Genomic DNA, 19,796 nt, shown 5'->3' with positions numbered 1-19,796 from the left:
GGCAACTCCAGGAGGCGGCGGGTTATTCGGCCACGACGTAGGTGTAGAGGCGAACCCGGCCCGCCTCGTCGAACTCACGATAGACGCCCTGGATCTCGACGTCGAAGCCGGGGAATTCGTTGAAGCTGCGCTCGAACATCTGCAAGTAATCGAGCATCGGCTTGGCCCGGTCGCTCAGCCGCTCGCCGGGAACAATCGTCGCGATCCCCGGCGGATAGACCACGAACGGCGTGGTGGCGATCCGGTCCGCGATCTGGCTGATCGGCAGATAGTCGACATCGTTGCGCACCAGGCAGCGCGCGGCGTCGTGCGGCGACATTGCGATCTCGGGCAGGTGTTCGGGCAGGAACTGCTTGGCCTGCAGCACGCTGACGTCGGCATCGCGGAAGAACCGGTGCATCTGGCCGCACAGGTCGCGCAGCCGCACGCCAGCATAGCGCAACGGTCGCCTCCGGCAGAATTCCGGAATCACCTCTTCCAGCGGCGCATTGTCGTCGTGCAGCTTCTTGAACGCGACGAGGCCGCTGATCAGCGTGCCGGCCTTGCTCGCCTCGACGCCAGGCGTCAGCAGAAACAGCAGCGAGTTGAGATCGTTCTTCTCCGGCACGATCCGGTTCTCGCGCAGATATTGCGCCACCACCGGGGCCGGCACGCCGTGCTCGGCGTAGCGGCCGGTCGCCCGGTCGAAGCCGGGCGTCAGCAGCGTCAGCTTGTTCGGATCGGTCATGGCGAAGCCGGGCGCCATATTGGCAAAGCCGTGCCAGGCCGCGCCCGGCGCGATCTGCCAGAACGCCGGATCGGTGGCGAGCTGGTCGGTGCTCACCGCCTCCCAGGCGACATCGTGTACCGCGCCTTCGCGCGCGGCGTCCGCGATCGTCACCCGATCCGGCACGAATGGATCGAAGAACCAGCGCCGCTCCGGCCTCGCCTCTTTCTCCTCGAACTCCCGCCGCACCGCGCGGATCTTCTTGCGCAGCTCGATGCCGAGCCGGATCGTATCGTCCCACAGCACTTCGCCGGAGCGGCCCTTCATCATCTGCGCGCCGACATCGAGCGAGGCGAACAGCGGATAGAACGGCGACGTCGAGGCATGCTGCATGAAGCTCTCGTTGAAACGCCGATGCTCGACCCGCCGCTTCTGGCCGCGGATGTGGCGGTCCTTGATGTGGATCTGCGATGCCTGAGAGAAACTGGCGAGCTGCTTGTGGGTCGACTGCGTCGCGATGATGCCCGGTGCGTCGTCGCCGAGATTGGCCAGCCCCATCGCGAAGCGACCCGCATACAGCGGATGAAACTTCATGAAACCGGCCCAGGCTTCGTCGAACAGGATGTAGTCACACAGATGCCCGATGCGGTGCAGGATCATCTCGGCGCTGTGGATGGTGCCGTCATAGGTGCACTGCTCGACCACGGCAACGCGGAACGGGCGCGGCTTGCGCCATGCCTCGGGGTCCTTGACCAACGGATGGCTGCGGATGCGCTCGCGGAGCGCCTCTTCATCCAGCGCGTCCCACGCCATCGGGCCGATCAGCCCCCAGGCGTTGCGGACGGTGGGGATGTAGACCGGAATCCCGCCGCCCATCATCAGCGCGCCGTGATGGGCCGCCTTGTGGTTGTTGCGATCGAACAGGACGAGGTCACCGTCGGTGACGAGCGCACCGAGCGCGACCTTGTTGGAGGTCGAGGTGCCGTTGAGCACGAAGTAAGTCTTCTCGGCGCCGAAGATCTGCGCTGCTTCCTTCTGCGCGCGCAGCGCCGGCCCTTCGTGGGTGAGCAGATCGCCGAGGTCGAGCACCGAATTGTCGAGGTCGTCGCGAAACACCGCCTCGCCGAGATGTTCGATGAACACCCGCCCGATCGGGCTGCGGCTGTAGAACATGCCGCCGTTGTGGCCGGGACAGGTCCAGAGCTGGTTGCCCTCCTCCGCATAGTCGACCAGCGCGCCGAAGAACGGCGTCTTCAGCGTGTCGGCATATTGCTTCAGCCGGCTGATCAGATTGCGCGCGATGAAGGTCGGCGTCTCCTCTGATAGGAACACGTAGCCGTCGATGAAGTCGAGCACCTCGACCGGCACTTCCTCGAACCGCTTGCGGCGGATCAGCAGCACGATCGGGAAATCGAGGCCGCGCCGGCGCATCAGATTGATCAGCGCGGCGGTCTTGCCCTCGAGCCCCTTCTTGCCCCAGTCGACCACCATGCACCCGATCGCGGCGTCGGTCTGAACCGCGATCTCGGCATCCTCGAGCTTGCGCGCCTTGACGATCTCGAAGCCGGACCGCTCGATCTCGGCGACGATCTGGTTGAACCGGATGCCCTCGAGATCGTCCGCTTCGAAGGTGGGAGCGGAGAACAGAAAGGTGAAACGCCTAAAATAGTCCATGAGGGTGCCCACGTGAATCGCCGACACTCTCTCGCCGGGTTGTGTGACAGTGTGGTGACAATGGCTGTGACCAGCGGCTGCCACGGATAACGCGCGAGCGGCGGTCGCCGCAGTCGGCGCAACAACTGCAAGTGGTGCGGCGCCGCACACGCCGATGACTGTTCGCGCAATGTACGCGAGCCGACGCTCCCCAGCGAACTGGGCCGCCCTCCATGATCACGCTCTGACCGCTGATGTCCGTTGTCCGCGGACCTGATTAATCGCGAGGCGGCATCTGCCTGGACAATGCGATCGACAGGCGGGCGCCGTTACTGCAAAGCTGGCGGCCATCAGCCCACAGCCGAATGGAGCCGTAATGACGAATGACCGCCCTGCCGATCCCCGCACCAAATGGGCGCAACTTTCGCAAAGCGAGCGTGACGCGGCCTACGATAACAACAGCGCTGTCAAGAACAGCCCCGAGTTGATCGCCGAACGTAACTCCTCGTCCGCGCAGGCGCGCGCGACGTTGAAGTCGGTGCTCGACCTGCCCTACGGCCCACGTCCGAACAACAAGATCGACCTTTATCCCGCGGCCGAGCGCGACGAGCCCTGCCTCGTGTTCTGGCATGGCGGCTATTGGCAGAAGAATTCGCGCGAGCTATTTGCCATGTTGGTCGAAGGCATCGCCGCGCACGGCTGGTCGATGGCGATTCCGGGCTACTCGCTGGCGCCCGACGTGTCGCTCACCACGATCGTCGACGAAAGCCGCGCTGCGCTCGACTGGCTCGCAGCGCACGGCCCCGAGCACGGCGTCGCCGGACCGGTGGTTACGTCTGGTTGGTCTGCCGGCGGCCACTTGGTGGCGATGACGCTGGATCATCCGCTGGTCACAGCAGGCTTATCGATCTCTGGCGTGTTCGATCTTGGCCCGATCCGCGACACCGGGCTGAACAAGGCGCTGCAGCTCACCGACGAGGAGATCGCGAAGCTCTCCCCATCGCGGCTACCAGTGATCGACAAGCGGCTCGACCTCGCCTATGGCGCCAACGAATTGCCGGCGCTAGTGCTGGACTCGATGGACCTGCACGCGCGCCGTCAGGCTGCGAGTGCACCGGGGCGGCTGCTACCACTTCCCGGTCACGATCACTTCTCGATCCTGGCCGAACTGCGCCGTCCCGACGGCGCGCTGGTCAAAGCGGCGCGAGAGCTAATCGGCTAGGCTCGACTATCGGAGAGACTTGAGCGCGGTGGCGTTGATGAACACCTCGCCGCGCTCGACCCGCACTGGATAGAGCCGTAGCGGCCGGCTCGGCCAGCCGTCCGAGATCGCTCCGTCAATCAGGCTGAAGGAGGCGTCGTGGCGCGGACAGGCTAACCGCCCTTTGACCACGCGGCCGCAGGCGAGATCGGCCTGCTCGTGCGGACAGGCCCGCTCGCACGCCGACACCATACCGCCGTCCGAAATCAACGCGAGATCAACGCCGGCCACACGAACCGCGACGATGCCCTCGGCCGTCAGCCGCGGCAGGCTGCAGACCGGAAACCATTGGTCCTGTGACCGCGCAACGCCGCCGGTCCAATCCTCAGCCACCGAGATACGCCTTGCGGACGTGCGGATTGGCGATCAGCTCGGCGCCGGTGCCCGACAACACGATGCGGCCACCTTCCAGCAAGTAAGCATGGTCGCACATGTCGAGCGCCGCAAAGGCGTTCTGCTCGACCAGCAGCACCGTGGTGCCGGTGTCGCGAATGCGGCGGATGATCGCGAAGGTGCGCTCGACGATGTTCGGCGCCAGCCCGAGCGATGGCTCGTCGAACATCACCAGCCGCGGCCGGCTCATCAGCGCGCGGCCAATCGCCAGCATCTGCTGCTCGCCGCCGGACAGCGTGCCAGCGGCCTGTTTGCGGCGCTCGGCAAGTCGCGGAAACTCGCTATAGATCCGGTCGCGGTCAGCGGCCACCTCGGCTCGATCGCTGCGCAAATAAGCGCCCATGTCGAGGTTTTCCTCGACAGTCATGTGCGGAAATACGCGGCGGCCCTCCGGGCAATGCGCGATGCCGGATTTCAGAATGCGGGGCGGCTTTGCGCCGGTCAGCACCTCGTTGTCGAACCGCAGCGCGCCGGCGCGCAGCGGCACCAGGCCGGAGATCGCCCGCAGCGTCGTGCTCTTGCCGGCTCCATTGGCTCCGATCAACGCGACCAGTTGCCCAGCCTTCACCTCGAAGGTGATGCCCTGCAGCGCGGTGACGCCGCCGTAGCCACATACGGCGTTGATGAGCTCAAGCATGCTTCACCCCCTGGCCGAGATAGGCTTCAATCACCGCCGGATCGTTGCGGATCACCTCCGGCGTCCCTTCGGCGATGATCCGACCGTAGTTCAGCACCACGATCCGATCCGACACGCTCATCACCATCGGCATGTCGTGCTCCACGAGAAGAATAGTGATGCCGCGATCGCGGATCTTCCGGATCAGCTGGACGAACGTATGCGTCTCCGATGCGTTCATGCCGGACACCGGCTCGTCGAGCAGCAGCATCGACGGCTCGGCGGCCAGCGCCAGAGCAACGCCGACCAGGCGTTGCTCGCCGTAGGACAGCGAGCCGGCGAGGTCATGCGCCCGGCGGCCGAGGCCGACCCATTCGACCAGCTCGGCCGCCTTCTCTTTCAGCTCCGCCTCCAGCCGCCGCACCCGCGGCAGCCCGAGCACCGACGGCAGCACGCCGACCCGGCCGCGGCGATGCAGCCCAATCAGGACGTTGTCGTAGACCGTGTCGTTGGGAAACACGCTGGTGCGCTGGAAGGTGCGGATCAGACCGAGATCGGCAATCGCTTGCGGCTTCATCCCGCGCAGCGACTGGCCGCGATAGGTGACGTCTCCGTGCGTCGGCGTCAGGAAGCCGGTGACGACGTTGAATGCCGTGGTCTTGCCGGCGCCGTTCGGGCCGATCAGACTGACGATCTCGCCCTCGCCGACCGAGAACGTCATGTCGGAGATCGCGACGAGGCCGCCGAAGTGCATCGCGACCTTGTCGACGCTGAGCGCAGTCCGTATCGCAGGCTGCTTCAAGGCTGCAGAGACTGTCATCATGCGCCCTCCTCGACGCCGCGCTTGGCGAAGCTCGGCGTTGCCACCGACTTCATCCGTGGGAGCCACTGCACCAGCGCCGGCACGATGCCGCGCGGCATGATGAACAGGATGACGATCAGCGCGCTGCCATAGGCGATCCACTGCGCCTCCGGCGCCATCACCGGCCGCAGCGCCACGGGCATCAGGCCGAAGATCATCCCGCCGACCACCGGCCCGGCGAGCGTGCCCTTGCCGCCGGTGATCACCATGATCACCATCGTCACCGTATTGATGAAGGCGAACACTTCGGGATCGATGATCTTGATATAGTGCGCGTAGAGGCTGCCGGCGCCACCGCAGATGCCGGCCGACACGACAGCGGCCAGCGTCAACGTCTTGGTGACGTCGATGCCGATCGAGACCGCCAGTGTCTCGTTCTCCATCAGCCCGCGCATCGCCCGGCCGACATGGGAGCGTACCAGCCGCGCAATCAACAGATAACAAGCCACGGCGACGCCGAGCACCAGATAATAGTTGTGCAGCTTGGTGCGGAAGACGAATTCGCCGAGCCCAGGGAAGCTCACCTGCATCGGCGGGATGCTGGTCAGCGCCAGCGGCCCCTGCGTCAGCTCGACCCAATTCAGCGCCACCAATCGCACCACCTCGGCGAACGAGATGGTGACGATGACGAAATAGGCGCCGCGCACCCGGAACGACAGCCGCCCGACCAAATAGCCGCACAGCGCCGACACCAGCACGGCAACCGCGAAGCCGGCCAGCGGCGGCCACGGCTCGTGCACGACGTGCAATCCGAACGGCAGGCTGACGCTGAAGCCGAGCGAGGTCAACGCGCTGACATAGGCGCCGATGCCGAAGAAGGCGATGTGGCCGAGGCTGAGCTGGCCGGTGAATCCGAGCAGAAGATTGAGGCTCATTGCGCCGATCACGAAGATCCCGGTGGTGATCAGCGCGTTGAGCAGATACGGATCGCTCAGCCATAGCGGAACGGCGGCGAGCGCAGCGATTACGACGATCGACAGCAACAGTTTCATCCGACGCGCTCCGCACGAGGAAACAGCCCGGTCGGGCGGAAGATCAGCACGGCGATGATGATCAGGAAGCCCATCGCGTCGCGATAGCCGGACGAGATGTAGCCGGCGCCCAGCTCTTCGGCGAGCGCCAGGATGAAGCCCCCGATCACCGCGCCGGTGATGTTGCCGAGACCGCCGAGAATAACGATGGCGAAAGCCTTCACCGCGGCGAGATCGCCCATCGCCGGATAGACGACGTAGACTGGACCGAGCAGCGCGCCGGCCGCGGCGGCAAGGCTCGAGCCCATCGCGAAGGTCGAAGTGTAGATCAGGTTGACGTTGACGCCCATCAGCGCCGCCGTGTCCTGATCCTGGAAGGTCGCGCGCATCGCACTGCCGAGTCGGGTGCGGTTGATCAGCACGTAAGTCAGCACGATCAACGCGCCGGCAGCGAGCAGCACGAACAGCCGCAGCCACGACACCGAGATCGGGCCGATCTCCAGCGGCGCGTCCGGAAACGGCGTCGGCACAGATTTGGCGACGCCGCCCCACACCCACAGCGTCGCCGACTGCATTGCGATCCAGGCGCCGATCATCACCAGCATAGTGGTGTCGATGTCCGAGCCGCGCAGCGGTCGCAGCAGCGTCAATTCGACGAGCGCGCCGAGCGCCCAGCCGCTCGCGATTGCCAGCGGCAACGCGACGAAGAAGTTCAGTTCGAACTTCTGCACCACGATGAACATCACGTAGGCACCGAAGGTGTAAAGAATGCCGTGGGTGAAATTCACGACATTCATGATGCCGAAGATCAGTGTGAGGCCGATGCCGAGCAGCGCATAGGTGCCGCCGAGCACGAGCGTGTTGATGAGATGCTGGAGTAATTCGCCCAAGGGTCGATCCTCACCTGCCGGGGAAGGACGAGGCGCGGGTCGCGCCTCGCCGGTGGTCGTGTCGCGCGATCAGAGATCCTTCATCCCGACTTTGCCGTCGGCGATCTCGATCAGGTACACGTTGGGCTGGCTCTGGCCGCTCTCCTTGCCGGCGGGGCCGGACTTCTGGAACACGATGTCGCCGTTCAGGCCCTTCAGCTTGATGTCCCACAGCGCAGCCTTGATTGCGGCCGGCTCGGCCTTGCCGGCCTTCTCGATTGCGGCCGCCGCGGTGCGGATGCCGTCATAGCCGCGGAAGCTCTCGGTGCAGCCCGCGAAGTCGAAGCCGCGCTTCTTCCATTCGGAGACGAAATACGTGGTCGCTTCCGGGTTCGGCGTCTTGTCCGGGAACCACGGAAGGAAGGTCGTCAGATGCATCGTGCCGTTGGCGGCGGCACCGGCCTGGGCGATGATCTGGTCGGGGTTCTGCGAACCGCCGGTGGTGATAATCCGCTTCTTCAGGCCGAGCGCGGCCGCCTGCTTGAACAGCAGCGTCAGCTGATCGACCGCCGCGGTGACGATGATCGTCTCAGAGTCCGAGCCCTTCAGCTTGGAGAGCTGTGCGCTCATGTCCTGCGCGCCCTGGTCCATGGTCTCGACCAGGCCGACGCCGATGCCCTTCTCCTTCATCATCTTGCCGAAGTCCTCGGCGGCGCCGCGGCCCCAATCGTTGTTGATGACCAGGAAGTCGACCTTCTTCAGGCCGAGCTTGTCGATGATCTTGGCGAACGCGGCGGCCTCGATCGCCGACGGCGGCGAAATGCGGAAGATGTAGGGATTACCCGTGGTGGTGATCTTGCCGGACGACGAGGTCTCGACCACCATCGGCACTTCGTATTCGATCAGCTTGGGCATCACCGCCAGCGTCAGGCTGGAGCCCCAGGCGCCCATCATCACCGGCGTCTTGTCGCGGGTGATCAGCTTCTCGGCAACCGCCGCCGCTTCGGTCGGGTTGCTCTTGTTGTCCTCGATCACCAGTTCGATCTGCTTGCCGAGCACGCCGCCCTTGGCGTTGATCTCGTCGGCGGCGATCTTGGCGCCGTTGACGACGTAGGTGCCCGACGCCGCGAAGGCACCGGTCAGCGGTTCGTTGACGCCGATCTTGATCGTCTCGGCCGAGGCCGTGCCCATCAGGAGCGCAGTGGCCGCCGCGATGAGAGAAGCAGTCCGCAGGGTTCGCATCATCCTCGTTTCTCCGTGATCGTTTGTTGTTTCACCGGACGCCGCCCCCGGCGTCCGTCGCACGTCGACTTCGCCCGCCGCTAATGGCGAGACGTCCCTCCCAGCCAGCGCGGCAGCCGCGCCCTTATCAGGCCGAGCAGCAGCGCCAGCCCGTTGAGATGTTGAGCAGCTTGAGCAGGACCGACCGTCTCACCGGACAGCTTGCGTTCGAGATTGGCTGCGAACTGATCGACCAGACGTCGGGCGAGATCGCGCACCAGGCCGCTGCGTCCGACCTGCGCCAGCAGACCGGTGAGCGTGTAGCCAATGATGAGGTCGACCCGCGTCGCGCGTCCCTCATCCCGCGGCGTCAGCCGGTAGCGGATTTCACCCTGGGTTGATGACCGGCTGCGGCGATCATTGCCGGCGCCGATGATCCGGCCTGACAGGCCGTCGTCGGCGCGCTCGATCCGGGCGACGCCCGCGAACTGCGCCGCGATCGGCCCGACCTGCACGCGGATCTCGCCTTCGATGCGATTGGGATCGGCGGCGTTGGTCAGAGCGACGCCGGGCAGGCAGGCAGCGACCGCGGCGACATCTGCGAACAGCGCAGCGACGTTCGCGGGCGCATGCTGCACCTCGAACGCCTGCTCGATCGTGGCGGCCGGCGTGAAGTCCGCAATCGCAGCAGTCGCCAGAGACGCCGTGACGCTCGCCGCCGCAAACGTCGATGCCACCTCGAGATCGTCTTTGGCCGTGCCATGTCCCGATCCGGCCGGCCCCAGTGTCGTACGGCCACCACCGACGACGGGCTGAATGCCGCGCGCACGGCGGGCTGCAATCACCGACATCACCGCGCGGACGATGCCGACGTAGCCGGTGCAACGGCAGAGGTTGCCGCTCATGCCGATGCGGATGGCCTGCTCGTCCGCCTCCGGCAGACGCAGCACCAGATCGCGCGCCGACACCAGCATGCCGGGCGTGCAGTAGCCGCATTGCAGAGCATGTTCACGCGTGAACGCGGCGCGCAGCTCGGTGGCGATCTCGTCGTCGTCGAGCCCTTCGATGGTGGTGACGGAAGCGCCCTCGCAAGCGGCTGCGAAGGTGATGCACGACCTCGCCGGAACGCCGTCGATCAGCACGGTGCAGGCGCCGCACACGCCGTGCTCGCAGCCGAGATGCGTGCCGGTGAGATCGAGATGATCGCGCACGACATCGGCCAAGCTTGTGCGCGGCTCAGGGCGCAGATCGACGGCGCGGCGGTTGATCGTCAGGGCCAGCGTGCTCATGCGGCCTCCTGCAGGGCGCGTTTCACCACGGTGAGATGAATGTGGCGATGCACCGCGTCGGTGACGCCGGCGTCACTCAGCAACCGGTCGGCAACGCGGGAATCGAACCGGTTCTTGTAGTCGGCGTCGATGCGGCCACCGAACAGCTCCGCAGGCTCCGCGACCAAGATCGGCGCGGCATCGAGTGCGCCGATGACGATCCGCGCGCTCCCGGCATCAGGATCGATCAGCAATGCGCACTGGCCATGCGCGAATTCGCCGGTCTTGCGGCAGGTCTTGACGTAGCCCCATTGCGCCGTTGCCGGCCGCTTCGGGATGTGGATCGCGGCGACCAGCTCGCCGGGCTGCAAACAGCTCTGCAGCGCGCCGACGATGAAGTCGGACAGCGCGACCTGCCGCGTCCCGGCGGGACTGCGGAGCGTCAGTCGCGCGCCGAGTGCGATCAGCACCGAGACCCAGTCGGCGGACGGATCGGCATGGCTCAGCGAGCCGCCCAGCGTGCCGCGGTTGCGCACCGCGCGATAGGCGATATTGGCGGCAACGCCGCGCATTGCTCCGCCGGTCACATCCGGCACCCGGCCGTCTTCGATATCGGCGTGAGTGATGCAGGCTCCGAGCACCAGCTCGTCGCCGTTGATCTCGGCCTGCTTCAGCTCGTCGATCGCGGTGATGTCGACGATCTGCTCGGGCTGCGCCAGCCGCAGATTCAGCATCGGTCCCAGCGACTGGCCACCGGCCATCACCTTGGCGCCCGCGTTGCTGCCGAGTAGCGCAAGCGCAGAAGGCAGATCGCGCGGGCGCGCGTAATCGAACGGCGCGGGCTTCATGCGGCCGCCCTCCCCGTTTCCTGCGCCGCGATCACCGCTTCGACCACACGATGCGGCGTGATCGGCGAGCGCATCAGCTCAACGCCATAGGGCCGCAGCGCATCGTTGACTGCGTTGGCGATCGCAGCCGGCGGCGCGATCGCACCACCCTCGCCGATCCCCTTGACGCCGAACCGCGTATACGGCGCCGGCGTCTCCATGTGATCGAGCCGTGGCGCCGGCACTTCGGTCGGTCCCGGCAACAGATAGTCCGCAAACGTCGTCGCCAACGGCTGCCCCGCCCCGTCGAACGGCATTTCTTCGTAAAGCGCAGTACCAATGCCCTGGGCGAGACCGCCAAAAATCTGGCCGTCCACCACCATCGGATTGATCAGCACGCCGCCGTCTTCGACGATCACGTAGTCGAGGATTTCGACCGCGCCGAGATCGGGATCGACGGCGACGACAGCTGCATGCGCGGCGTAGCTGAAGGTGCCGCTATCGCGCTGCGGCTTGTAGCCGGAGGTGACGTCGAGGCCGCCGGGATCGACATCCTTCGGCAGATCCTGCGGGCGGCGATACCAGGTGTGGGCGATCTCGCGCATTGTCACGCTGCCGTTCGGGCCGCGGACCTCGCCGCCGCGCAGTTCGACGTCAGCCAAATCCTGCTGCAGCAGCTTGGCGCCGATGCGCTTGATCCGGTCGCCGAGATCGCCGCAGGCGGTCGCCACTGCGCCGCCAGCCATCACGGCGCAGCGCGAGCCCCATGTGCCGGTCGAATACGGCGTCATTGCCGTATCGCCGAGGATGATCCGCACGTTGCCGACATCGATGCCGAGCATCTCGTGGGCGACCTGCGCCAGCGTAGTTTCCATGCTCTGGCCGTGCGAATGCACGCCGACACGAAGTTCGAGCCCGCCGTCCGGGGTCAGCCGCGCCGTCGCCTGCTCATGGCCCGGCACCATCGGGATGCCCCAGCCGGAATACACCGACGTGCCGTGCGCAGCCTGCTCGCAATAGATCGACACGCCGAGCCCGATGCGGCGGCCGTCCGGCTCGCCGCGGCGCTGCCGCGCCCGCAGGGCCTCGACATCGATGGCCTCAAGTGCCCGCCGCATCGCCTCCGGATAGTCGCCGCTGTCGAAATGCTTGTTGGTGATGTTGTCGAACGGCATCTGCTCGGGCTGCACCAGATTGCGCATCCGCACTTCGCTCGGCTCCAGCCCGGCCTCGGCCGCGACCAGATCGAGCATCAGTTCCAGCGCGAAGCACACGCCGGTGCGTGCTACGCCGCGATACGGCAGGATCGGGCATTTGTTGGTGGCGACCGAAAAGGTGCGGCAGCGATAGGCCGGCATCACGTATGGGCCGGGCAGAATGCTGGCGACCTGCGCGGCCTCGAGGCAGGCGGAGAACGGATAGGACGAGTATGCGCCGGAATCGACCGTCGCCTCGCAATCGATCCCGCGCAGTCTGCCGTCGCGATCGGCATAGAGCGTGATCTTGTAGTGATGCTCACGGCAATTGGCGCTGGCGGTAAGGTGTTCGCGACGGTCCTCGATCCAGCGCACCGGATGGCCGAGCCGCATCGTCAACCACGACAGGCAGACTTCCTCGGGCAGCAGGATGCCCTTGTGCCCGAACCCGCCACCGACATCCGGCGAGATTACGCGGATGCGGCCCTGGTCCATGCCGAGGCATTCGGCAAGGCCGTTGCGGTTGATATGCGGCATCTGCGCCGAGGTCGTGACGACGAGCTGATCGAGCCGGTGATCGAAGCTGGCGACCACTCCGCGGCCTTCCAGCGGCGCCATGCACTGCCGCGCCGTGGTGATCTCGCGCGACACCTTGATGGGCGCGTCGAGCGCCGCCGATATATCGACCTCGAAACTGGTTTCGAGGAAGACGTTATCGCCCCAATGCTCGTGTACCAGCGGCGCACCGGGTGCGCGCGCCTGCAGCATGTCGTGCACCGCCGGCAGCTCTTCGAGATCGAGCACCACGGCGGCGGCGATATCCTCGGCTTCAGCACGCGTTGGCGCGACACACATCGCGATCAGTTCGCCGACCTGCCGGACCTTGTCGGTCGCCAGCACCGGCTGTTCGGAGATCTTGAATCCCGGCAGACCCGAGACCGCACGGATCGGATTGACGCCGACGAGATCCTCGGCGGTGAACACGCGGTCGCGATACGCTTCCGGCACGTGAATGCCGCAGATCCGCGCATGGGCCAGCGGACTGCGCACGAAGGCGACGTCCTGCATCCCGGCGAGGCGGATGTCGGCCACGTACTGCCCCCGACCGCGCATCAGGCGGTCATCCTCCTTGCGCGGCAGGCGTGCGCCAACGCCCTGCCCGCTGCCCTGACGCTGATCGATCCGTCCGTGCACCGCCGATCCCTCCTCAGGCTGCAACGGCTTCGGGCAGGATCGCGGCGTCGGCGTCGTAGCGGACGCCGGCGCGCAAGCAGAACGCCGGCTGCAACAGGCTGTCGGCGATCACTTCGGTGTTCTCGTTGTCACGCAGCACGAAGCGGCCGGCGCGCTGCGTCAGCACCGACACGTCCGCCGCCATGCCGACCTTCAGCGCGCCGATCTCATCAGCTCGATTGATCATCTTGGCCGGATTGGCGGTGACCATCGGCACCACCTGTTCGAGCGATAGGCCGAGCGCCATCATCGAACTCATCGCCTGCACCAGGCTGAACTTGGCCTGCCCGGCGAACGGATGGTTCTCCTCGTCCTCGTGCTGATCGGGCGTGCCAGCCGGCGCCGGCACATGGGTGTTGTAGCCGTGGATGTCGGCGCCGAGCGTGGTCGGCACGATGCCGGCCGCGATCGCCTTCTTGGCGAGCCGATAAGAGAAGTGGCTGCCGTGGCCGACATCGACCTTCAGGCCGCGATCGAGCGCCGCCTGGATCACAGGATGGACCACGCCTTCGCGATTGATGAAGCCGCCGGGGTGGCGCGTGAACGGATGCGCCAGCACGTCGCCTTCCTTCAGCAGCGGAATGACGCGCGTCAGGATCGTATCGGCGTCCTCGCCATTGGCGCCGCTCTCCGGCAACCCCCAAAGCTGACCGAAATGCACATACACCGGCAGCTCGGCGCGGCGGCCGATCTCCGCCGCCATCTCGATCACGCGAATGCCCCAGCGCGCGAAGCCGCCAATTTCCGCATGGGCCTTGATGCCGCGCACGATGTCCGGATTGGCGCGCGCCGCCTTCACGGTGGCGTCGATGTCGACACCGTCCGGGCTATACAGCTGCGGGTAGTAATGACCTTCCAGGCCGCCGACCAGATACGCCGACAGGAACGCATAGACCCGCGACTTCGCCGGCTCGGCGATGAAGTGGCGGAAGCCCGGCAGCGTCATGCAGGACGGACCGCCCTGATCGATCAGCGCCGTGACGCCCGACCGCACGCCAACCATGTCCGGATTCATCCCGAAGCGGCCGGACACATACTGATAGATGTGCGCGTGCGTATCGATCAGCCCAGGCAGCACCAGCTGACCGGCGACGTCCACCACCTCCTTGGCGCTCGACGGCAGAATGTCCTTCTGCACGGCGGCGATCTTGCCGCCCCTCACCGCGACATCCATCACGCCATCGATGCCGGACGCCGGGCAGATCACGCGCCCGCCGCGCAACAGAAGATCAAAGCTGGCACTCACCGACATCGAACTGCTCTCCACGAACCTGACCAAAATTACGAAGCATGCTTCGCATTTGCATCTAGCAAGGCTTATGCCAAAGTCTAAGAGACCAAGGACGTAGAGAATCGCGTTACTGATTTTCGCTGTGCGGCGCCGGTCGTTCAGCTTGCAGAGATGGAGAGAAACGCTTGCGGCAGAAGCATTTCCGAGCGGTCGAGGCGACGCACGAACCTTGGCCCTTGGCCGAGCGCCCCGGCTTTCTGATCCGGCGCTTGCACCAGATCCATGTGGCGCTGTTTCAACAGGCATGTGCTGAATTTGAAGTCACACCACTGCAATACAGCCTGCTGTCTGCGCTCGCGGCCCGCAAAACTGCCGATCAAACAACGCTCGCGGCTGACATTGCGCTCGACCGCACCACGACCACCGGCGCGCTCAAACGCCTCGAAGCGCGCCACCTAGTCGAGCGGCCGGTCAACACCGAAGACCGCCGCGCCCGCTTGTGCCGCCTCACCAAAGCCGGCGCTTATCTTCTGGCTAAGATCGAAGGCGCTGCCCGCTCCGCCCATGAAGCGACGCTGCAAGGCCTGTCGGCACGGGAGCGAACTCAGTTCGTCGCAATGATGCAGCGCATCGTCGCGCAGAACGCCAACCAGGACACCGAAGCGCCCTCGCTCGAATGACCACTGCTGGTCCCTTACTCGCAAGAGGCTCACACGTTGATCATTGGTCTCAAATCAACGCTGAGATCGAGAGGCGCGCACCTTCTGGAACGGAACTAATTTGCGGATCGCGCCACGTCGAGCAGCTTGCTGCTCGCCGCACCTGGCAGGAATTTGATCTGCAATGTGATGAGCTTTGGCGAACGAGAGTCGCGATCGTTTGTTTGCGTACCAAAGACAGACGATGTGGCCGCTTCCACGACACCAATCGGCTGAGTCTAGGGAGGATCAATCGTACGCGCTGCTAACAGAGGACCAGCGCGAATTGCGACGTACGGAGATCAAGCCAAGGCGCTCGAGCGCCTGCATAGGTTTGGTCAGGAAACACAAAGCTGTCGTGCATCTGCACGTCGGTCGTGTTTAGACACCATTCAACATATGAGGAGGTTGAAGTGGTGGGCGCACTAGGGCTCGAACCTAGGACCCGCTGATTAAGAGTCAGCTGCTCTACCAACTGAGCTATGCGCCCGCAGCCGTTTCGGCTGGGTCCCTTGCGGGGACGGCGTCGTTTAGCAAAGCCCACCGGGGATGTCCAGCAATGCGGGCGACTTTTTTCAGTTCTGTGACGAGAAACTTCGGGGCGTGAAAACGGCTGCAATTTCAGCGGCATTGAAGCGGGCCAAGACGGCCATGCGCTCCTGCCGAAGCCTCCCGTTCTCCCACAATCCGATGCGCGCCGCGCCAGAACCTGCCAAACGACCGGCTCGCGCTCTTCCGAGGACGCATGACGGCTGTCCGAGGCGATCAAAGGCGAGTCCGGAAGAGACTCCGGCGGCTTGTGCGGCCGCCGCACGTCCTTGTCGAAGTCTTTGTCAAAGCCGGCTCGGGCCGTCGCCATCGTCCATAGGGCCGTGGCGGTCCATCATCGGGCCGCGGCCGCCGCGCTCCCAGCGCGGGCCGCGATCGTCGTCGCCGTCCCGATCGCGGTGCATAAAGCCGTGATGATGGCGCCAGCCGAAACCGCCGCCCTCCATCCGGGTCAGCACCCGCAGGCGGCGCTTCTGGCTATCGTCGAGCGATTTGTAGAGCGGGTCGGCGGCGTCGGCGATCTTCTTCATCGCAGCCGCGGTCGCGGCCATCGAATCGGCGCGGTCGCGCAGCCGTGCCACCGGATCAGCATCACGCGGCTCGCGGTCGTCGTCACGGACCTTCATCCGCGCCTGGGCGCGGTCGATCCGCAGCTTGACCAGATCCTTCACCGCGGCCTCGACCGGCGGCCACAGCTTCTCCTGATCAGGGGTGAGCTGCAGCCCGGCCTTCACGGCCGCGATCTTGGCGTCGGCGAACGCGCTGCGATCCTGAGCGCTGAATGCGTGCCGGCCATGATCGAACCAGCCGCGATGCTCGGCGTAAGCCGCCGTCGAACCGGCGAACACCAGCGCGGCGACGCCGGCGAGCAGAACCTTCTTCATGGCAACCTCCTTCAAAAGGTAGCCATGAAGATGAGCGCCCTGCCCGACGGCTTCAACTTAACGATTGGACAGACGAGGCCGTCTTACCAAGATGTAATGTGCTGTTAGCAGACCGAAACGAACGGACACCAACTACAACATGCCGAGCATACGCGGCAGCCACAGCGAGATCTCGGGCACGTAAGTGACCACCGCCAGGAACGCCAGCATCGTGAGCAGCCACGGCATCACCGCCACCGTCAGTTCGGTGATCCCCATTTTGGCGATGCCGGAGGCGACGTAGAGATTGAGGCCCACCGGCGGGTGGCACATGCCGACCTCCATGTTCACCACCATCAGGATACCGAGATGGACCGGATGAATGCCGAGCTTGACCGCCACCGGGAACAGGATCGGCGCCATGATCAGCACGATCGAGGTCGCTTCCATCACGTTGCCGGCGAGCAGCAGCAGGATGTTCACCACCAACAGGAACCAGACCCAGTTCACGCCCGCGGTCGACATCCAGGTCGCGATCTGCTGCGGGATGTTTTCGTTGGCCATCAGGAACGAGAACAGCACAGCGTTGGTGATGATGTAGAGGATCATCGCGCTCATGTTGGCCGAGCCGAGCAGCACCCGCGGCACGTCGCGCAGGCGCATGTCGCGATAGACGAACACTGCGATGATGAAGGCGTACACCGCGCTGATCGCCGCCGCTTCGGTCGGGGTGAACATGCCCGCATAGATGCCGCCGAGCACGATCACGATCAGCAGGAGGCCCCAAACGCACTTGCGGAACGCGTCGAACCGCTCGGCCCAGCTCGCCTTCGGCAGCCGCGGATAGTCGTGCTTCCAGGCGCGGTAGAAGGTCGTGAGGCCGAGCAGCGAGGCCAGCATGATGCCGGGAATAACGCCGGCCATGAACAGCTGGCCGACCGAGGCCGACGACACGCGATTGCCGTCCGGATCGAGCGCGATCGAGCCGCCGGTCGCCACCGCATACACCACCATCACGATCGACGGCGGGATCAGGATGCCGAGCGCACCCGAGGTGGTGATGACGCCGGCGCCGAACCGCTTCGGGAAGCCCTGCTTCACCATCGCCGGCAGCATGATCGAGCCGATCGCGATCACCGTTGCGGGCGAGGAACCGGAGACGGCCGCGAACAGTGCACAGGCCATCACGCCCGCCAAACCGAGGCCCCCGTACCAATGCCCGACCATCGTGGTGGCGAAGTTGATCATGCGGCGGGCGACGCCGCCGTGAGTCAGGAAGTTGCCGGCCAGGATGAAGAACGGGATCGCCATGATCTCGAAGTTCTCGATGCCGGTGAACAGCTTCAACGACACCGCTTCCATCGGCACGTTGGTCATCAGCACGACGAACGACAGCACGGTGAGACCGAGTGCGATCGAAATCGGCATGCCGGTCAGCATCAGGGCGATCAGCAGCCCGAAGATGATTGCGGTGTTCATCGCACCGCCTCCGCCGCTGCGGCCGCGGACCCGGGCATATGCGGCTCGTCGATCCCCTCGACCTGACCGTGGTCGTGATGCGGCAGATGATCATGACGCCAGAAGTGGTAGGCGACCTGGAGGAAGCGGAAGCACATCAGATAGGAACCGAGCGGAATGCAGAGATAAACGATCCAGCTCGGGATCTCGAGATCCGGCGAGGTCTGGTTGGTGTCGATCAGGCCGTAGACGAACTTGGCGCCCATCGAGCCGATGATGAAGGTGAAGAACGCGCCGCAGAACAGACCGAACAGGATGGTCACCTTGCGCAGGTTCGGACGCATCACGTTGACCAGCACGTCGACGCCGACATGAATGCCGGTGCGCACGCCATAGGCGGCGCCGAATTTCGCCATCCACACGAACATGTAGATGCACAGCTCCTGCGCCCACGACAGGTCGATCGGAAACAGGATCGGATAGAGGAATGGGATGCCGACCAGATAGCGGTGCATCACCGCGATGAAGATCAGCAGCGTGGCGCCGCCGATCATCGTGGCGATCAGAATTTCCTCGAGCCTGTCCAGGATGCGCAGGACCATAGATTCCCCCTGTGGATCGGCCGGTCGCTGCGGTGAGGACGAGAAGACGGCCGTCGCTTGATTCCAGTGCCGCAGCCCCTGCGGTCCGGCAAAAGCAGAGGGCGCCCGCGTCGAAACGCGGGCGCCCGTTCGCAAATGTTACTTGGTCGGGCCGCCGCCGCTTTCCTTGATGAACTCTTCGATCAGAGCCTTGCCGACGCGGCCGCCGACGTCGTCGTACACCGGCGCCATCGCCTTGCGCATCGCGAGGTTCTGCTCCGGCGTCAGGGTGATGATCTCGGTCTTACCCGACTTCTTCATCTCCTCGAGGGCTTCCTCGTTTTCCTTCTGCGACTGGCTGTTGCCGAACTCGGTGGCTTCCTTCATCGCCTTGTCGAGCTGCGCGCGAACGTCGGCCGGGATGCCGTCCCAGAACTGCTTGTTCACGATCACCGCGTAACCGATGTAGCCGTGGTTGGTGACGGTGGTGTACTTCTGCACTTCGTGCATCTTCTGGGTGTACATGTTCGACGGCGTGTTCTCCTGGCCGTCGACGACGCCGGTCTGCAGCGCCTGATACACTTCGGAGAACGCCAGCACCTGCGGGATCGCGCCGAGCGCGCGGAACTGAGCGTCCAGCACCTTCGACGACTGAATCCGGAACTTCAGGCCCTTGTAGTCTTCCGGCGCGATCAGCTTCTTGTTCGCGCTCATGATCTTGAAGCCGTTGTCCCAGTAAGCGAGACCGGTGATGCCCTTGGAATCGAGCAGCTTGAACAGCTTGGCGCCGACCGGACCGTTGGTCACCTTCCGCAGCGCGGCGATGTCCGGCAGGATGTAGGGCAGATCGAAGACTTCGAATTCCTTGACGCCGGCCGGGCCGAACTTGGAGATCGAGGGCGCGAGCATCTGCACAGCGCCGAGCTTCAGCGCGTCGAGCTCTTCCTTGTCCTTGAACAGCTGCGAGTTCGGATAGACTTCGACCTTGACCTTGCCGTCGGTGTACTTCTCGGCGAGCTCTTTGAACTTATCGGCGGCCATGCCCTTCGGCGTGTTGGGCGCCACCACATGGCTGAACTTGATGACGATCGGCGACTGCGCGGCGGCCGGGCCGACAAGCCCGAGCACGGCGATCGATGCGAGTGCTAGAATGGATTTCCGCATGTTTTCTCCCGATTCCTTATGAGGAACGCACCCGCGTCCCCGCCCCGTTCGATTACCAGCCGCACCAATACAGAGAAGCACTACGAAAGGCTATTGCCCCTTCGCAGGGTCGCCGTCAACAACTGCTGCAACGCGGAAAAAGGGCGATGCACAGCGGCATCGCCCTTTCGAACCGT

At 65.0% G+C, this 19,796-nt stretch carries 17 protein-coding genes and 1 tRNA gene; 2 read left to right on the top strand and 16 right to left on the bottom strand.

Annotation, left to right across the window (positions count from 1 at the left end; translation table 11 throughout):
• Positions 1 to 22: 22 nt before the first annotated feature.
• The gene (locus LRC39_RS10475; protein WP_346297191.1) at positions 23 to 2,380 is read right to left on the bottom strand and encodes an Orn/Lys/Arg decarboxylase N-terminal domain-containing protein; all 2,358 of its coding nucleotides are present in this window, start codon (positions 2,378 to 2,380) and stop codon (positions 23 to 25) included.
• Between the two features lie 355 nt (positions 2,381 to 2,735).
• Here LRC39_RS10475 and LRC39_RS10470 point away from each other — a divergent pair, with 355 nt between their 5' ends.
• On the top strand, positions 2,736 to 3,581 hold the full coding sequence (locus LRC39_RS10470) for an alpha/beta hydrolase (RefSeq protein ID WP_346297190.1): 846 nt from the start codon (positions 2,736 to 2,738) through the stop codon (positions 3,579 to 3,581).
• 6 nt (positions 3,582 to 3,587) lie between these two features.
• Here the strand turns inward: LRC39_RS10470 and LRC39_RS10465 are convergent, their stop codons facing one another.
• The 10 genes from LRC39_RS10465 to LRC39_RS10420 all read right to left on the bottom strand — a co-directional run bounded on the left by LRC39_RS10465 (position 3,588) and on the right by LRC39_RS10420 (position 14,328).
• Positions 3,588 to 3,953 (bottom strand): Rieske (2Fe-2S) protein, encoded by a 366-nt coding sequence (locus LRC39_RS10465; protein WP_346297189.1) that lies wholly within the window; start codon positions 3,951 to 3,953, stop codon positions 3,588 to 3,590.
• A complete protein-coding gene (locus LRC39_RS10460; RefSeq protein WP_346297188.1) occupies positions 3,946 to 4,650 on the bottom strand; it encodes an ABC transporter ATP-binding protein in 705 nt (234 codons plus the stop codon). The genes LRC39_RS10465 and LRC39_RS10460 overlap by 8 nt, the downstream gene beginning before the upstream one ends.
• Complete coding sequence (locus LRC39_RS10455) at positions 4,643 to 5,449, bottom strand: ABC transporter ATP-binding protein (RefSeq protein WP_346297187.1); 807 nt, start codon at positions 5,447 to 5,449, stop codon at positions 4,643 to 4,645. Before LRC39_RS10455 ends, LRC39_RS10460 begins: the two co-directional genes overlap by 8 nt.
• Positions 5,449 to 6,483 carry a branched-chain amino acid ABC transporter permease gene (locus LRC39_RS10450; protein ID WP_346297186.1) on the bottom strand — a complete coding sequence of 345 codons (1,035 nt, stop codon included), beginning with the start codon at positions 6,481 to 6,483 and terminating at the stop codon, positions 5,449 to 5,451. Before LRC39_RS10450 ends, LRC39_RS10455 begins: the two co-directional genes overlap by 1 nt.
• Complete coding sequence (locus tag LRC39_RS10445) at positions 6,480 to 7,352, bottom strand: branched-chain amino acid ABC transporter permease (RefSeq protein ID WP_263988977.1); 873 nt, start codon at positions 7,350 to 7,352, stop codon at positions 6,480 to 6,482. The genes LRC39_RS10450 and LRC39_RS10445 overlap by 4 nt, the downstream gene beginning before the upstream one ends.
• Positions 7,353 to 7,421: 69 nt before the next feature.
• Entirely contained in the window at positions 7,422 to 8,576 is a 1,155-nt protein-coding gene (locus tag LRC39_RS10440) for an ABC transporter substrate-binding protein (RefSeq protein ID WP_430624932.1), read from the bottom strand.
• A 77-nt stretch (positions 8,577 to 8,653) separates the two neighbouring features.
• Positions 8,654 to 9,841 (bottom strand): xanthine dehydrogenase family Fe-S subunit, encoded by a 1,188-nt coding sequence (locus LRC39_RS10435; protein ID WP_346297185.1) that lies wholly within the window; start codon positions 9,839 to 9,841, stop codon positions 8,654 to 8,656.
• Complete coding sequence (locus LRC39_RS10430; protein WP_346297184.1) at positions 9,838 to 10,668, bottom strand: FAD binding domain-containing protein; 831 nt, start codon at positions 10,666 to 10,668, stop codon at positions 9,838 to 9,840. The genes LRC39_RS10435 and LRC39_RS10430 overlap by 4 nt, the downstream gene beginning before the upstream one ends.
• Positions 10,665 to 12,956 (bottom strand): xanthine dehydrogenase family protein molybdopterin-binding subunit, encoded by a 2,292-nt coding sequence (locus tag LRC39_RS10425; protein ID WP_346297497.1) that lies wholly within the window; start codon positions 12,954 to 12,956, stop codon positions 10,665 to 10,667. Before LRC39_RS10425 ends, LRC39_RS10430 begins: the two co-directional genes overlap by 4 nt.
• 94 nt (positions 12,957 to 13,050) lie before the next feature.
• On the bottom strand, positions 13,051 to 14,328 hold the full coding sequence (locus LRC39_RS10420; protein WP_346297183.1) for an amidohydrolase/deacetylase family metallohydrolase: 1,278 nt from the start codon (positions 14,326 to 14,328) through the stop codon (positions 13,051 to 13,053).
• A 164-nt stretch (positions 14,329 to 14,492) separates the two neighbouring features.
• Between LRC39_RS10420 and LRC39_RS10415 the strand changes: the two genes are divergently transcribed.
• On the top strand, positions 14,493 to 14,987 hold the full coding sequence (locus tag LRC39_RS10415) for a MarR family winged helix-turn-helix transcriptional regulator (RefSeq protein WP_346297182.1): 495 nt from the start codon (positions 14,493 to 14,495) through the stop codon (positions 14,985 to 14,987).
• A 432-nt stretch (positions 14,988 to 15,419) separates the two neighbouring features.
• Here the strand turns inward: LRC39_RS10415 and LRC39_RS10410 are convergent.
• The 5 genes from LRC39_RS10410 to LRC39_RS10390 all read right to left on the bottom strand — a co-directional run bounded on the left by LRC39_RS10410 (position 15,420) and on the right by LRC39_RS10390 (position 19,620).
• Positions 15,420 to 15,495 (bottom strand) — tRNA-Lys (locus LRC39_RS10410).
• Positions 15,496 to 15,838: 343 nt separating this feature from the next.
• Entirely contained in the window at positions 15,839 to 16,438 is a 600-nt protein-coding gene (locus LRC39_RS10405) for a Spy/CpxP family protein refolding chaperone (RefSeq protein ID WP_346297181.1), read from the bottom strand.
• Between the two features lie 132 nt (positions 16,439 to 16,570).
• The gene (locus tag LRC39_RS10400; RefSeq protein WP_107343997.1) at positions 16,571 to 17,896 is read right to left on the bottom strand and encodes a TRAP transporter large permease; all 1,326 of its coding nucleotides are present in this window, start codon (positions 17,894 to 17,896) and stop codon (positions 16,571 to 16,573) included.
• The gene (locus tag LRC39_RS10395) at positions 17,893 to 18,477 is read right to left on the bottom strand and encodes a TRAP transporter small permease (RefSeq protein ID WP_107355206.1); all 585 of its coding nucleotides are present in this window, start codon (positions 18,475 to 18,477) and stop codon (positions 17,893 to 17,895) included. The genes LRC39_RS10400 and LRC39_RS10395 overlap by 4 nt, the downstream gene beginning before the upstream one ends.
• 138 nt (positions 18,478 to 18,615) lie before the next feature.
• The gene (locus LRC39_RS10390) at positions 18,616 to 19,620 is read right to left on the bottom strand and encodes a TRAP transporter substrate-binding protein (RefSeq protein WP_107343995.1); all 1,005 of its coding nucleotides are present in this window, start codon (positions 19,618 to 19,620) and stop codon (positions 18,616 to 18,618) included.
• Positions 19,621 to 19,796: the final 176 nt, after the last annotated feature.

Origin of the sequence: Rhodopseudomonas sp. P1, from assembly GCF_039642825.1 — a bacterium.
Classification (GTDB): Bacteria; Pseudomonadota; Alphaproteobacteria; order Rhizobiales; family Xanthobacteraceae; genus Rhodopseudomonas; species Rhodopseudomonas palustris_H.
Note: the sequence above shows the minus strand (reverse complement) of the source record. Positions and strands in the feature narration are given on the sequence as shown.

What these genes read in the sequence shown, in the direction of transcription:
- LRC39_RS10395 (WP_107355206.1), bottom strand. Translation starts at nt 18,477, where the DNA reads ATGGTCCTGCGCATCCTGGACAGGCTCGAGGAAATTCTGATCGCCACG.
- LRC39_RS10440 (WP_430624932.1), bottom strand. Translation starts at nt 8,576, where the DNA reads ATGATGCGAACCCTGCGGACTGCTTCTCTCATCGCGGCGGCCACTGCG.
- LRC39_RS10470 (WP_346297190.1), top strand. Translation starts at nt 2,736, where the DNA reads ATGACGAATGACCGCCCTGCCGATCCCCGCACCAAATGGGCGCAACTT.
- LRC39_RS10450 (WP_346297186.1), bottom strand. Translation starts at nt 6,483, where the DNA reads ATGAAACTGTTGCTGTCGATCGTCGTAATCGCTGCGCTCGCCGCCGTT.
- LRC39_RS10435 (WP_346297185.1), bottom strand. Translation starts at nt 9,841, where the DNA reads ATGAGCACGCTGGCCCTGACGATCAACCGCCGCGCCGTCGATCTGCGC.
- LRC39_RS10460 (WP_346297188.1), bottom strand. Translation starts at nt 4,650, where the DNA reads ATGCTTGAGCTCATCAACGCCGTATGTGGCTACGGCGGCGTCACCGCG.
- LRC39_RS10405 (WP_346297181.1), bottom strand. Translation starts at nt 16,438, where the DNA reads ATGAAGAAGGTTCTGCTCGCCGGCGTCGCCGCGCTGGTGTTCGCCGGT.
- LRC39_RS10400 (WP_107343997.1), bottom strand. Translation starts at nt 17,896, where the DNA reads ATGAACACCGCAATCATCTTCGGGCTGCTGATCGCCCTGATGCTGACC.
- LRC39_RS10390 (WP_107343995.1), bottom strand. Translation starts at nt 19,620, where the DNA reads ATGCGGAAATCCATTCTAGCACTCGCATCGATCGCCGTGCTCGGGCTT.
- LRC39_RS10420 (WP_346297183.1), bottom strand. Translation starts at nt 14,328, where the DNA reads ATGTCGGTGAGTGCCAGCTTTGATCTTCTGTTGCGCGGCGGGCGCGTG.
- LRC39_RS10475 (WP_346297191.1), bottom strand. Translation starts at nt 2,380, where the DNA reads ATGGACTATTTTAGGCGTTTCACCTTTCTGTTCTCCGCTCCCACCTTC.
- LRC39_RS10425 (WP_346297497.1), bottom strand. Translation starts at nt 12,956, where the DNA reads ATGCGCGGTCGGGGGCAGTACGTGGCCGACATCCGCCTCGCCGGGATG.
- LRC39_RS10430 (WP_346297184.1), bottom strand. Translation starts at nt 10,668, where the DNA reads ATGAAGCCCGCGCCGTTCGATTACGCGCGCCCGCGCGATCTGCCTTCT.
- LRC39_RS10455 (WP_346297187.1), bottom strand. Translation starts at nt 5,449, where the DNA reads ATGACAGTCTCTGCAGCCTTGAAGCAGCCTGCGATACGGACTGCGCTC.